At 72.9% G+C, this 13586-nt stretch carries 10 protein-coding genes and 1 riboswitch; of the genes, 5 read left to right on the top strand and 5 right to left on the bottom strand.

What is annotated here, in order from left to right; genetic code table 11:
• The first annotated feature begins 17 nt into the window (after positions 1-17).
• The 3 genes from ACERUJ_RS01505 to ACERUJ_RS01495 all read left to right on the top strand — a co-directional run bounded on the left by ACERUJ_RS01505 (position 18) and on the right by ACERUJ_RS01495 (position 3015).
• Complete coding sequence (locus ACERUJ_RS01505; RefSeq protein WP_370246664.1) at positions 18-458, top strand: hypothetical protein; 441 nt, start codon at positions 18-20, stop codon at positions 456-458.
• Between the two features lie 85 nt (positions 459-543).
• Positions 544-2163: an AMP-binding protein gene (locus ACERUJ_RS01500; RefSeq protein WP_370246663.1), complete on the top strand. Its 1620-nt coding sequence runs from the start codon at positions 544-546 to the stop codon at positions 2161-2163.
• 51 nt (positions 2164-2214) lie between these two features.
• A complete protein-coding gene (locus ACERUJ_RS01495; protein ID WP_370246662.1) occupies positions 2215-3015 on the top strand; it encodes a hypothetical protein in 801 nt (266 codons plus the stop codon).
• 37 nt (positions 3016-3052) lie between these two features.
• Here ACERUJ_RS01495 and ACERUJ_RS01490 read toward each other — a convergent pair whose 3' ends face one another.
• Positions 3053-4780: a DUF3556 domain-containing protein gene (locus ACERUJ_RS01490; protein ID WP_370246661.1), complete on the bottom strand. Its 1728-nt coding sequence runs from the start codon at positions 4778-4780 to the stop codon at positions 3053-3055.
• Positions 4781-4822: 42 nt separating this feature from the next.
• Here ACERUJ_RS01490 and ACERUJ_RS01485 point away from each other — a divergent pair, with 42 nt between their 5' ends.
• Positions 4823-5677: an alpha/beta fold hydrolase gene (locus ACERUJ_RS01485; RefSeq protein ID WP_370246660.1), complete on the top strand. Its 855-nt coding sequence runs from the start codon at positions 4823-4825 to the stop codon at positions 5675-5677.
• A 36-nt stretch (positions 5678-5713) separates the two neighbouring features.
• Here ACERUJ_RS01485 and ACERUJ_RS01480 read toward each other — a convergent pair whose 3' ends face one another.
• From ACERUJ_RS01480 to ACERUJ_RS01465, 4 genes are all read right to left on the bottom strand, one after another.
• A complete protein-coding gene (locus tag ACERUJ_RS01480) occupies positions 5714-8191 on the bottom strand; it encodes a methyl-accepting chemotaxis protein (protein WP_370246659.1) in 2478 nt (825 codons plus the stop codon).
• A 114-nt stretch (positions 8192-8305) separates the two neighbouring features.
• Positions 8306-9871 (bottom strand): peptide chain release factor 3, encoded by a 1566-nt coding sequence (locus ACERUJ_RS01475; protein WP_370246658.1) that lies wholly within the window; start codon positions 9869-9871, stop codon positions 8306-8308.
• 65 nt (positions 9872-9936) lie between these two features.
• Positions 9937-10329, bottom strand: coding sequence for a DUF2237 family protein (locus tag ACERUJ_RS01470; RefSeq protein WP_370246657.1), 393 nt, complete (start codon positions 10327-10329; stop codon positions 9937-9939).
• A gap of 56 nt (positions 10330-10385) precedes the next feature.
• Positions 10386-10541 (bottom strand): hypothetical protein, encoded by a 156-nt coding sequence (locus ACERUJ_RS01465; RefSeq protein WP_370246656.1) that lies wholly within the window; start codon positions 10539-10541, stop codon positions 10386-10388.
• 212 nt (positions 10542-10753) lie between these two features.
• Positions 10754-10968, top strand: a riboswitch (cobalamin riboswitch).
• A 130-nt stretch (positions 10969-11098) separates the two neighbouring features.
• Between ACERUJ_RS01465 and ACERUJ_RS01460 the strand changes: the two genes are divergently transcribed.
• Positions 11099-13585 (top strand): ribonucleoside-diphosphate reductase subunit alpha, encoded by a 2487-nt coding sequence (locus tag ACERUJ_RS01460; protein WP_370246655.1) that lies wholly within the window; start codon positions 11099-11101, stop codon positions 13583-13585.
• The last annotated feature ends 1 nt before the right edge of the window (position 13586 follow it).

Raw genomic sequence — 13586 nt, 5'->3', positions numbered from 1 at the left:
GCGGCTACGGTGCCGCCATGCCGCGTCAGCTCCCCCGCCTGCTCGGCGCCGTCGTCGTCCTGACCGCGAGCGCCGCGCTGGTCGCCTGCTCCTCCTCCGACGACGACGCCCCGGCGAGCGCACCGACGCCGCCGCCCACGCTGAGCTGCGACGACGTCACCCCGCCGCCCTCCCCCGAGCCGGACGGCGAGCTGGTCCTCGGCGTGCAGGTCGACCCGCTCACCGCGGTGTGCGCGCAGGCCGCCGCGGTGGCCGGGATCCGGGAGCGGACGGGCGCCTACCCCGCCGACCTCGCCGCCGCCACGGCCTCACCGACCGAGGGCCTGTTCCCCGCACCCCAGGGCTACACCCACGACCCCGCCACCGACACCTTCACCGTGTGCGTGGGCGATGAGGCCGGCTCGGCCACCTACGACTCCGCGGTCGACGCCGTCACCCTCGCCGCGACTCCCTGCTGACCGGCGCCACCGGCACCGGCCTAGTGTGGTCCGCGCCACATCAGGTCGGGGCGGCGCGCCCCGCGAGCGCAAGGGAGACCGTGCCGTGACCCTCGCCCACGCCGTCGGGGAGACGACGCCGCCGCTGCTGGACACCACGATCGGGGCGGACCTGGAGGCCACCGTCGCCGCCCACCCCGACCGGGAGGCGCTGGTGGAGGTCGCCACCGGCCGACGCTGGACGTGGGCCGATTTCGACGCCGACGTGGACGCGGTCGCCCGCGGCCTGCTGGCCGCCGGCATCGCGGCCGGGGACCGGGTGGGGATGTGGGCGCCGAACTGCGCGGAGTGGACCCTGGTGCAGTACGCCACCGCGAAGATCGGGGCGGTGCTGGTGAACGTCAACCCGGCCTACCGCACCCATGAGCTCATCTACGCGCTGCAGCGCTCGGGGCTGCGGCTGCTGGTGGCGACGTCGTCGTTCCGCACCAGCGACTACGCCGCGATGATCGCGCAGGCCCGGCCCGAGTGCCCGGACCTGGAGCGGGTCGTGCTGGTGGACACCGAGGACTGGGCGGAGCTGCTGCGGGCCGGCGAGCCGTTGCCGGCCGACGCCGTCGCGACCCGGATGGCGACGCTGTCGCCCGACGACCCGATCAACATCCAGTACACCTCCGGCACCACCGGGTTCCCCAAGGGCGCGACCCTGAGCCACCGCAACATCCTCAACAACGGCTACCTGGTCACCGAGACGATCCGCCTCACCGAGCACGACCGGCTCTGCATCCCGGTGCCCTTCTACCACTGCTTCGGGATGGTGATGGGCAACCTCGGCTGCACCAGCCACGGCGCCACGATGGTGATCCCCGCCCCCGCCTTCGACCCCGAGACCACCCTGCGCACGATCCAGGACGAGCGCTGCACCGCGGTGTACGGCGTGCCGACGATGTTCATCGCGATGCAGCACCACCCGCGCTTCACCGACTACGACCTGTCCACGCTGCGCACCGGGATCATGGCCGGCTCGGTGTGCCCCGTGGAGGTCATGAAGCGCTGCGTGGACGACATGGGCATGGCCGAGGTGTCCATCGCCTACGGCATGACCGAGACCTCCCCGGTCTCCTGCCAGACCCGCAGCGACGACGACCTCGACCGCCGCACCGCCACCATCGGCCGCGTGCACCCGCACCTGGAGATCAAGGTCGTCGACCCCGTCACCGGTGAGACCGTGCAGCGCGGCGAGCCCGGGGAGTTCTGCACCCGCGGGTACTCGGTGATGCTCGGCTACTGGGAGGACCCCGAGCGCACCGCCGAGGCCGTCGACGCCGAGGGCTGGATGCACACCGGCGACCTCGCCGTCATGCGCGAGGACGGCTACTGCGAGATCGTCGGGCGCATCAAGGACATGGTCATCCGCGGCGGGGAGAACATCTACCCGCGCGAGATCGAGGAGTTCCTCCACACCCACCCCGACGTCGAGGACGTGCAGGTGGTCGGCGTCCCCGACGCCCGCTACGGGGAGGAGCTGTGCGCCTGGCTGCGCGTGCGCCCCGGCGCCCCCACTCTCGACGCCGCCGCCGTCCGCGCCTTCTGCGAGGGCCGCCTGGCCCACTTCAAGATCCCCCGCTACGTGATGGTCGTCGAGGAGTTCCCCATGACCGTCACCGGCAAGGTGCGCAAGGTCGAGATGCGCGAGGAGTCGGTGCGGGCCCTCGGGCTGGGCTGACGCGGGGCGGATCCAGGGTCGGATCGGCGGGGCCCGGCTAGGGTCGGGGCCATGAGGCTGCTGCTCCCCGCCGTGTCCGGCGTCGCCCTGCTCGCCCTCACCGCCGCGGGCTGCTCGGCCTCGGTGGAGGTCGGCGCAGAGGACGATGCCACGACGACCACGGACGCCGTCGCGGGCTCCTACGCCGACTTCTTCACCGCCACGGCCGGGCCGGCGCTGGAGGCGATCCGGTCGACCGGCGCGGAGTCCTCCGACCCCGAGGTGCTCAACGCCGCGGTCACCTTCGACACCGACCGCTACGCCTTCGCCGCACCCTCCACCGACGACGGCGCGTGGTGCGTGGAGTCGCTCGAGGGCGACCCGGTGCGGTCGATGACCGCGGCCTCGGAGGGCGATCGGTTCGGCCTGTTCTTCAACGACGTCGCGTGCGGCGACGTCGTGCCGGAGGACTCCCCCGTGGCGCTGGAGATCTCCGACGGCGACGCCCTCGTGCTGACCCTGCTCAAGGGCGAGGACGACGACCTCCAGGCGGCCGCCGACGCCTTCTCCGCCCAGACCAACGAGGCCCTCGGCCTGGACGAGGGCCAGACCGGCACCGAGACCGGCGTCGAGGAGGGCGCCGAGACGGTGGCCAACGCGATGGAGACCTACGCCGCCGACATCGGCGCCTACCCCGCCGACCAGGCGGAGGCCGACTCCGCCCTGGAGGCGTACGGCATCGACATCGCGGCGCTCTACACCTACGACGCCGACACCGACACCTACGTCGTGTGCGTCGACGACGGCGCGCAGTTCGCGATCTACGACTCCGCCGCCGGCGCGATCACCGCGGCCGACGCCGGCACCTGCTGATTCGAGGGCACAGCGGCGACGCCGCCGCCGTCAGCCCTCAGCCCCCGACGTGCACCGGGACCGTGTGGTCCCACGGCTGACGGTCGACCATGTCGGCGACCCGCACGTGGCCGCGCTCGAACTCGCCGGTGGCGGCGTCGACGAGGCGGTACTGCTGGGTCTGGCGGTGGATCGGCTGGGCGTCGAGCAGCACGACGCGCACCTCGCCGGGCTCGAAGCCGCAGCGCTCCTGCAGCGCCGCGATCAGCTGCTCGTTGTGGAGGTGCCCGTCACCGAAGTTCCAGCCCAGCGCGGTGCTGCAGATCCGCTCGCCGTCCAGGAGCAGGTAGTCGGCCTCGTCGCCGTCGGCCATCGCGCGGTGGGCGAGGGTGAACATCGCGCGCCCGTGGGTGTTGAAGCACCGGAAGGCGTAGCCCATGTAGAGCATCAGCTGGGCGTTCTCGGGGCTGCCGTAGTACCGCACCATCTGCGACTGGGGCATGCTCGCGATCGACACGACGTTGGCCTCGATCTTCGCCGACGCCGACGGCTTGACGCACCACAGCCCGGTGTCCCAGTTGCCGGCGTAGTAGCGCATGCCGGGCAGGAAGGAGACCTTGCGCGGGGCGAGGTTGCCGACCACCACGGTGCCGGTCACAACCGCCCACAGCAGCACCGGCCACGGGCTGGTGAGGTCGTCCAGGCCCAGCTCGCGGTGCCCGACGAACAGCGCCAGCACGCTGAACATCATGAAGACGTTCCACTCCAGCGGCACGCCCATGGGGATGGCGGACAGGATCGCGCCGTGGAAGAGGAGCATGACGATCGCGGCCACCCGCACGACGTCGCTGTCGGTGGCGAAGAACAGCACCAGCGGCACCAGGCCCTCCACCGCGGTGGAGGTGTGGGCGACGACGGTGGAGAGCCGGCCCGGGCGCAGGTCCTCGGGGAAGTCCCGGAAGAACGCCCGCTTCCACGGCTTGGGGCGCAGCACCGGGTTGTTGCTCATCATCGTGGAGATCACGAACGGGAAGTGGCGGGTCAGCTTCGAGGTGGCCGCCCCCATCCAGATCGTCAGGCACACCAGCGAGCACGCCAGCACCAGGTCGACCCCCGACGCCTCGGCGAACAGGAACGCCACCGTCAGGGAGCCGTACACCTCACCGCGGGCGGCCAGGAAGATCGTCTTGTCGCGCAGCCCCAGGACGGAGAGCAGGCCGAGGATCACCGCGATCTGCCAGGTCGGCAACACGCCCACGGTGGAGCCGAGCTCGGGCATCGGGCCGGTGCCGCCCGAGCACAACGCGACCACCAGCGCCACCAGCAGCGCGCCGTAGAGCACGGCGTCCACGGGGGTACGGGCGTCGCCGCGGGTGAGCGGCACGCGGGTGGGCCAGGGAGGAAGCCGGATGGTGCCGGGGCGCAGCCAGTAGAGCACCGAGCCCATCGGCGGGAAGAAGCGGTTGTTCAGCGGCCCGAAGCCGCACCCGAGGCCCACCACCTCGAAGAGCATGGTGAACAGCACGACCTTCTGGAACACGATCGGCTCGGCGTACCAGTCGGCGACGTCGGTGAACCCGTCGATGCCCGGTGTCGCGACCGCGATGCCCCACGCGGCGAGCACGTAGAGGGCGATCTTGACGACGTAGAACAGGTGGATCACCACCGGCGCCCCGAACCCCACCTCGGCCCAGTGCCGGGCCATCGGCTTGATCTTCTCCGAGCGCGACCCGGCGCTCCACGCCGCGAAGTCGACGACCGGCGCGTCCTGCTTCAGGAATCCCACGGACGATGACTACCAGAACACGTTCTAGTTTTGAAGAGCGTTGTGGGAGCTCGGACCGCTGTGGCCCTGGGCAGACCAGCGCCGGAGCACTACGGTCGGAGCCTCAACCTCTCGGCAGAGGAGGTGCGCCGATGGCATCGGTGCCCGACCCGTCGCACCCACCCGTCACGACCGCGGTGCTGGTGCCCTGCTTCAGCGGCGCCCCCTGGGACGTCGACGCCGTGGCCGGTCCGCTCGCCGGGCTGCGCCTGGTCGCGCCCCGCCTCCCGGGAAGGCCTCTCCTCCATGGAGGACTACGCCGACGCCCTCGCCGAGGTGACCGAGGGCCTGCAGGACCACGTCGTCGTCGGCGACAGCTTCGGGGCCGCGATCGCGCTGGCCCACGCGGTGCGACGGCCCCCGGGGCTGCGGGCGCTGGTGATCTCCGGGGGCTTCGCCAGCGATCCCCTCCATCGCCTGCTGCCCCGGCTCGGTGCGGTGCGCGGTCTGCAGCGTGGACCGGTCTACACCCGCGTCACGCTGCCGGTGCACGCGCAACTGCTGGCCTCGCGGCACGACGCCGCTGCCACCGCCGAGCGGCCCTGGACCCGCCGCGACACCGTCGCGATGTTCCGTGCCGCGACGCCGCCCAGCACCTACGTGGCGCGGGTGCGCGCCGCGCGCTCGGTGGACCTGCTCGGGCGGTTGCCGCAGGTGCAGGTGCCCACCCTGGCGCTGACCCCCGCGGAGGACCGGCTGATCGATCCGCGGGCCACCGCGCGGATGATCGCGGCACTCCCGGACGTGGAGGAGGTCGTCCTCCCCGAGACCGGGCACATGTTCCGCTTCGCCCATCCCCGGCGCTACGCCGGGGCGATCGCCGACTTCCTCGGGCGACGCGGCCTGCTCGCCGTCTGATCGACACCGCCTGACCGGGGCCGGAGGAGCCCGGTCTCAGTACCGGTAGCGGGCGAGCAGGCCCCGCAGCTCCTCGGAGGTGCCGGCCAGCGCCGTCGCGGCCTCAAGCGAGACCCGGGCGTCGGAGCGCGTGGAGTCGGCGGCCCGCGCCACCTCGGCGATGTCGCGGGTGATCTCGGCGGCGCCGCCGGCGGCCTCGGTCACGTGGCGCGCCATCGCGTTGGTGGTGGCGGTCTGCTCCTCCACAGCGTCGGCGATGCCGCCCTGGATGCTGTTGATCTCGGCGATGATCCCGGTGATCCGCTCGATCGCACCCACCGCGTCCTGGGTGCCGGACTGGATGGCCTCCACGAGTCCGGCGATCTCGGTGGTGGAGCGGGCGGTCTCGCGCGCCAGCGCCTTGACCTCGTTGGCGACGACGGCGAAGCCCTGACCCGCCTCGCCCGCCCGGGAGGCCTCGATCGAGGCGTTGAGGGCGAGCAGGTTGGTCTGGGTGGCGATCGAGCTGATCACCTTCACGACCGCGCCGATCTCGGCGCTGGAGCCGCCGAGGCCGGCGACGACCCCGGTCGCGCCCTGGGCGGCGTCCACCGCGCGCTGGGCGACGTCGGCCGCGGCGGTGGCGCGGCGGGCGATCTCGCCGATGCTGGCCGAGAGCTCCTCGGCTCCGGCGGCGACGGCACCGATCGTGGCCGAGACCTGGCTCGAGGCCGAGGAGGCGTTCTCGGCCCGCGCGGAGGTCTGCTCGGCGCTGGCGCCCATCCCCTGGCTGCGCGAGGTCAGCTCGTCGGCGGCCGTGCCGAGCAGCACCGCGGTGCGGCCGATCTCGGCGATGTTGGCGCGCATGGTGGCCAGCAGGCTGCCGACGCCGGAGGCGAGCTGCCCCACGGCGTCGTCGCCGCTGACCGTGACCGAGCGGGTGAGGTCGCCCTCGACCGCCGCCGAGACGACGCCGAGCAGGTCCTCGACCTTGCCGGCGAGCACGGCGGCCTCGCGGTCGCGCTCCTCGGCGAAGCGCCGCTCCCGCTCGACCCGCTCGTTCGCTGCCTGCTGCTCCCGCTGGAGCCGCTCGGCGGCGGCGCGCTGCTCGCGCTCGGCCTCCTCCCGCGCGGCCTCGGCCTGGCGCGCGGCCTCGGCGGCCTGCGTGCGCCGCTCCGCCTCGGCGCGCTCGAGCGCGGCGACCCGGTCGCGCTCGGCGGCATCGAGGGCCTGGGCCTGGGCCTCCGCGGCCTGCCGCTCGCGCTCCTGCTGGGAGCGGGCGAGCTTCTCCTCGGCCTCGCCGAGGGTGTGCGCGGCCCGGGCGACGGCACGGCCGATGTCGCCGAACTCGTCGCGGCCCTCGGGCACCTGCAGGCCGCTCACCTGGCCGCGGGCGAGCGCCTCGACGGCCACGATCGTGCGACCGGCGTCCTCGCGGGTGGAGCGGATCACGCCGAGGGTGACCATCGCCGCCAGCAACAGGCAGGTGACGCCGATCAGCATGACCAGCCGCTGCTGGCCGACGAAGCCGTCCACGCGCGTCTGCAGCAGGGCGTCCAGGGCGTCGGTGGCCGAGGGGATCGCCGCCGTCGCTGCCGCAGCGACCGCGGAGCCGTCGGCCGCGGCGGGGGCACGCAGGGTGTCCGTCAGGTGCTCGTGGAGGGCGTCGACCGGCTCCGGCACGGCGGCCAGGGGGCTCAGCTGCTCGCGCAGTCCCAGCGCCGAGGTGGCCTCGACGGCGGCGTTGACGTCGGCGGTGATGGCGGCATCGGCGCGGGCCAACGCGCCGGCCAGCAGGGCCTGGTCGGCCACGGCCTGGTCCGCCGGGGTCCGGGTGGCGCCCGGCGTCGACCGGACCGGGGCCGAGGCCGTGCCCGGGCCGCCCTGGCCGGCGGGACGGGCCGGGGCGGCGGAGCCCGTGGCCGCCGCCGGGACGACCGGGCCGTTCCCCGCCTGGCCTGGGGCCTGACCTGCGGCGACCGGCGTCGTCGTCGTGGCAGGTCCGACGGCGGCCTGGGTGGTGGCGGTCAACGCGGCGGGCAGCTGCACGACCAGGGCGTCCATGACGAAGAAGGAGTCGAGGTCGGGGTCGAGGATCAGCGAGGAGCTGCTGCCGGCGGCGGCGATGAGGTCGCTGAGCGCGGTGGCCAGCCGGGCGCGGTCGGCGGGGGTCGCGGCGTCGCCGATCTCGGTCACCGAGGCGAAGGAGGCGTCGAGCTCGAGCGCCGGGTTCGCGGTGACGGCCTGGCGCAGCGGACCGAGGTCCACCGGGTCGCCGGCGGCGGTCGCGGCCAGGGCCTCGAGCGCGGGGCGCAGCACCTCGACCCCGGACTGCTCGTCGTGGGCGAACGCGATCTGACCGTTGGTGGTGCTCAGGAACGCCTGGGCGAGGACGCCGGTGGGCACCAGCAGCATCACCGCCAGCACCACCAGTCGCAGGGTGAGTCGCATCCGCCGCACCACGGCCACGGCCGGGGCGAGCAGGAGGGTGAGCACACGGCTCAGGGCATGCGAGACGGGGGCAGGAGCGTGCATCCGATCGTCCTTCGGTCTTCCAGGTCCGAGCGGCGTTGGAGGCCGCCGCTCGCACCAGGACCATCGGCAGGCGCTCCTCACCCCTGAGTGGTCCCGAGGGACCGGACGGTCGGGTCAGCCACCGCCGGCGGGCAGCGCCTCGAGCAGGACGTCGGGGTGGTCGCGGGCGGTGGCGGTGGCCCGCCACTGGTCGACGAACAGCGCGAGGTGCGTGCCGTCGCTGCGCTGCAGCACCTCCACGCCGCGCAGACCCGCCAGAGCGGCCGCGCCCTCGGCGTCGGTGCGGCGCGCCACCTGGTAGTCCAGCCGGGAGAAGCGGATCGGGGAGTTGAACTCGTTGACCATCCGGTCCTCGACCACCTCGAACTGCATCGGGCCGACGGCGGCGAGCACCGGGTTCTGGTCGCCGCGGCGGTCCGAGCGCAGCACCTGCACCACGCCCTCCTGGTCCAGCTGCTCGATGCCCTTGCGGAACTGCTTGTAGCGCCCGATGTCGCCGGCGCTGGCGGTCATGAAGTGCTCGGGGGCGAACGTCGGCACCGGCGGGTACTCGATCGGCTCGCCGACGTAGACGGTGTCGCCCACGCGCAGGGCGTTGGCGTTGACCAGGCCGATGATGTCGCCGGGCTCGGCGGTCTCCACCGAGGTGGTCTCGCGCCCGAACACGGCCTGGGCGAACTTCGTGGCGAACGGGCGTCCCGTGGCGGCGTGGGTGACCACCATCCCGCGCTCGAAGGTGCCCGAGACGACCCGGGCGTAGGCGAGGCGGTCGCGGTGCGCGGAGTTCATGCCCGACTGCACCTTGAACACGAACGCGCTGAACTCGTCGGCCGGCTCCCGCACCGACCCGTCCACCCCGGGCGTGGGACCCGGGGCCGGTGCCAGCTCGAGCAGCAGCTCCAGCAGCTGGGCCACGCCGAAGTTCTGTAGCGCCGAGGCGAACATCACCGGCGTCGTGGCCCCGGCGAGGAACCGCTCCTGGTCGTGGTCGGCGCCGTCGAGCTCGAGCAGCTCGTGCTCCTCCACCGCGTCCGCCCACACCTGCGCATCGGCCTCCTCGACCTCGCCGGGCGTCATCCGCCGCTCGGGGGCGCGGGTGGCGCCACCGGCGGTGCGGGTGTACTTCACGAACTCGCCGGTGCGCCGGTCCAGCACCCCGCGGAAGTCGCCCGCCTCGCCCACCGGCCAGGTCAGCGGCGTCGGGCGCAGGCCGATCTTGGCCTGGATCAGGTCCATCAGCTCCAGCGCCGAGAGGCCCGGACGGTCCCACTTGTTGATGACGGTGATCACCGGGATGCCGCGCAGGGCGCACACCCGGAACAGCTTCAGCGTCTGCGGCTCCAGCCCCTTGCCGGCGTCGACCAGCATCACCGCGGAGTCCACCGCCGAGAGCACCCTGTAGGTGTCCTCGGAGAAGTCGGAGTGGCCCGGGGTGTCGACGAGGTTCACCACGTGGTCGCGGTAGGCGAACTGCAGCGCCGCTGAGGTGATCGAGATGCCGCGGGCCTTCTCCATCGCCATCCAGTCCGACACCGTGCCGCGCCGGTCGCCCTTGCCGTGCACCGCACCGGCCTCGTTGATCGCGCGGGCGTGCAGCGCCAGCGCCTCGGTGAGCGTCGACTTGCCGGCGTCGGGGTGGCTGATGACGGCGAAGGTACGGCGTGGGCGGGAATCGGGCACCGGACGACGCTACCGGCCCGGCCGCCCCGGATCCGAACCGTGAGGGACCGGGCGGCGGCGATGCCTCAGAGGTCGAGGCCGCTGAGGTCTCCCGGCACGTCGACGGCGTGCTCGCGCAGCACCTCCAACGGGATCATCCGCAGCACCGAGGCGTTGGTGGCGGCCAGCCGCACGGGGGCGGCGGCGCCGTCGTGGTGGGCGCGCAGCCAGTTGTGGGCGGTGACGCACCAGGGATCGCCGGGGCGCAGGCCGGGGAAGCCGTACTCCGGACGCGGCGTGGACAGGTCGTTGCCGATGGCCGCTTGGTGGGCCAGGAAGGTCTCGGTGACGACGGCGCACACGGTGTGCATCACCCGGTCGTCGCCGCGGGTGCTGCAGCAGCCGTCGCGGTGGAAGCCGGTCATCGGCTCGGTGCCGCACTCCTCCAACTCGCCGCCCAGGACGTTGCGCTCGCTCACCGCCCCATGGTGACGCACCCGGCCGGCGCCGGGCTCCCCCGCGGGGCCGGATCGGCTCACAGCAGGCCCACAGCCTGCACGAACGTGGCCGGATCACCAGCGCCGCCAGCGATGTCATCGACAAGGTGAGCGCCGAAGTCGGCGTCCGGGAGGACGACCTCGCGCTCGCCCGGCTCGTCATGGCCGCGATCGTGCCGCGCAAGCAGGGGCACAACGGGATCCCTACGACCGCCTCATCCTCGCTGCGGCCATCGCCAACCACGCCCGGCTGGTCGCCAAGGACGCCGGGCTCCGCAGCGCCTTCCCCGCGCTCACGGTCTGGGACGGAACCGACTGACCCGGGGCTCCGGGATCGGACGTCGCAACCCTCCGCACGACACCAGGCACTAGATATTGGGTAGTTACATCCATGTCATTCCCAGATATAGTGGTTGATGCAGCTGGTTCCTCCGCTCCCTCGGGCGCGGAGGAGGCAAGAGGGAACCCGGTGGGAATCCGGGACTGCCCCGCAGCGGTGAGTGGGAACGACCGCCGTCAACCAAGCACTGGACCCCCGGGTCCGGGAAGCGACGGCCAGTAGGCGCCTGGCGACAGGCACGCCCACGAGTCCGAAGACCTGCCAGCGCACCGCACCCGCCGGGTGCGGTGGTCCGAGGCCTCGTGGGAGGGCCGACGGCCGGCAGGTGCGCATCGGCGACGACGCGCATGTCCTGCCGTCCCCTCCTCCGCGGCACCGGGCCCTTCCGGACCAGCTCGCGAGGAGAGAGCTTTGTCGGTCCTCGACACCACCCTGCCCACCACCCCGACCCCCAGCACCGGGACCGCCGAACCGGCGCGACGCACCACCATGCAGGTGCGCAAGCGCAACGGCGACACCGAGGACGTCGACGTCAACAAGATCGTGCGCGCCGTCGAGCGCGTCGCCGACGACCTCATCGACGTCGACCCGTTGCGCGTCGCGACCCGCACCATCTCCGGGCTCTACGACGGCGCCACCACCGCCGAGCTCGACCGGCTGTCGATCCAGACCGCCGCGGAGATGATCGGCGAGGAGCCGCAGTACTCCCGGCTGGCCGCGCGCCTGCTCTCGGCCTACATCGAGAAGGAGGTGCGCCACCAGGGCATCGCCTCGTTCAGCCAGTCCGTCGCCCTCGGCCACGCCGAGGGCCTGATCGGCGACGAGACGGCGGCGTTCGTGAAGGACAACGCCCGCAAGCTCGACTTCGCGATCGAGGAGTCGGCCGACCGACGCTTCGAGTACTTCGGCCTGCGCACGGTCTACGACCGCTACCTGCTGCGCCACCCCTCGAACCGCCGGGTCGTGGAGACGCCGCAGTACTTCCTGTTGCGGGTGGCCTGCGGCCTGGCCACCGGCCCGCACGAGGCGATCGAGTTCTACCGGCTGATGTCCAGCCTGGCCTACCTGCCCAGCAGCCCGACGCTGTTCAACTCCGGCACCCGCCACACCCAGATGTCCTCGTGCTACCTGGTGGACTCCCCGACCGATCGGCTGGACTCGATCTACGACCGCTACCACCAGGTCGCGAGGCTCTCGAAGTTCGCCGGCGGCATCGGCATCGGCTTCTCGCGGGTCCGGGGCCGCGGCGCGCTGATCCGCGGCACGAACGGCCAGTCCAACGGCATCGTGCCGTTCCTGCGCACCCTGGACGCCTCGGTCGCCGCCGTGAACCAGGGCGGACGACGCAAGGGCGCGGCGTGCGTGTACCTCGAGCCGTGGCACCCCGACATCGAGGAGTTCCTCGAGCTGCGCGACAACACCGGCGAGGAGGCCCGCCGCACCCACCACCTCAACCTCGCCAACTGGATCCCCGACGAGTTCATGCGCCGGGTCGAGGCCGACGCGACCTGGTCGCTGATGGACCCCGACCAGGTGCCCGAGCTGCCCGACCTCTGGGGACCCGCGTTCGACGCCGCCTACGCCCGCGCCGAGCAGGAGGGCCGCTACGTCCGCCAGGTCCGGGCCCGCGAGCTCTACGGCAAGATGATGCGGACCCTGGCGCAGACCGGCAACGGCTGGATGACCTTCAAGGACGCCGCCAACCGCACCTGCAACCAGACCTCCGACGACCAGGCCGTCGGCAAGCCCGTCGTCCATCTGTCGAACCTGTGCACTGAGATCATCGAGGTCTCCTCCGACACCGAGACGGCCGTGTGCAACCTCGGCTCGGTGAACCTCGCCCAGCACCTGCGCCGCACCGCGGACGGCCCCGACGGATCTGCCGGCGTCGAGCTCGACTGGGAGGCGCTGCGTGCGACCGTGCGCACCGCGGTGCCCTTCCTCGACCGCGTCATCGACATCAACTACTACCCCAGCGAGCAGGCGGCGGCGTCGAACCCGCGCTGGCGTCCGGTCGGGCTCGGCGTGATGGGGCTGCAGGACGTCTTCTTCGCCCTCGGCCTGCCCTTCGACTCCGAGGCGGCCCGCGACCTGTCGACGCGGATCTCGGAGGAGATCTACCTGACCGCCCTCGAGGTCTCCGCCGGCCTGTCCGCCGTGCACGGCCCGCACCCCGCGTTCGGTGAGACCAGGGCCGCGGCCGGGGTCCTGCAGCCCGACCTGTGGGACGCCACCGGCACCCAGACCGAGCGCTGGGCGGCCGTGCGCGCGCAGATCGCCGCCCACGGTCTGCGCAACTCCCTGCTCGTCGCGATCGCCCCGACGGCCACCATCGCCTCGATCGCCGGGTGCTACGAGTGCATCGAGCCGCAGGTCTCGAACCTGTTCAAGCGCGAGACGCTGTCCGGGGAGTTCCTCCAGGTCAACTCCGCGCTGGTGCGCGAGCTGAAGGACCGCGGCCTGTGGACACCGGAGATCCGCGAGCAGATCAAGCGCGCCGAGGGCTCGGTGCAGGGCATCGACGCGCTCCCCGCCGACGTGCGCGCGGTCTACCGCACCGCTTGGGAGCTGCCGCAGAAGGCGCTCATCGACCTGGCCGCGGCCCGCTCGCCCTTCATCGACCAGAGCCAGTCGCTCAACCTGTTCATCGCCGGCCCGACGATCGGGAAGCTCTCCTCGATGTACCTCTACGCCTGGAAGAGCGGGCTGAAGACGACCTACTACCTGCGCTCGCGGCCCGCGACGCGGATCCAGCAGGCCACCGTCGCCGGCGCCAGCACCGCGACGGCCGCAGTCCCAGTCGCCACGGCCGCGCCGGTCGAGGGGCCGGGCGTCTCGGACGAGGAGGCCCTGGCCTGCTCGCTGGAGAACCCCGAGTCCTGCGAGGCCTGCCAGTGAG

The organism is Nocardioides sp., from assembly GCF_964228225.1.
Taxonomy (GTDB): Bacteria; Actinomycetota; Actinomycetes; order Propionibacteriales; family Nocardioidaceae; genus Nocardioides.
This window is presented reverse-complemented; position numbering and strand designations above follow the sequence as displayed.

Bases quoted from the DNA above. Each gene is read 5' to 3' on its own strand.
- ACERUJ_RS01480 (WP_370246659.1), bottom strand. From the start codon at position 8,191: ATGCACGCTCCTGCCCCCGTCTCGCATGCCCTGAGCCGTGTGCTCACC.
- ACERUJ_RS01505 (WP_370246664.1), top strand. From the start codon at position 18: ATGCCGCGTCAGCTCCCCCGCCTGCTCGGCGCCGTCGTCGTCCTGACC.
- ACERUJ_RS01495 (WP_370246662.1), top strand. From the start codon at position 2,215: ATGAGGCTGCTGCTCCCCGCCGTGTCCGGCGTCGCCCTGCTCGCCCTC.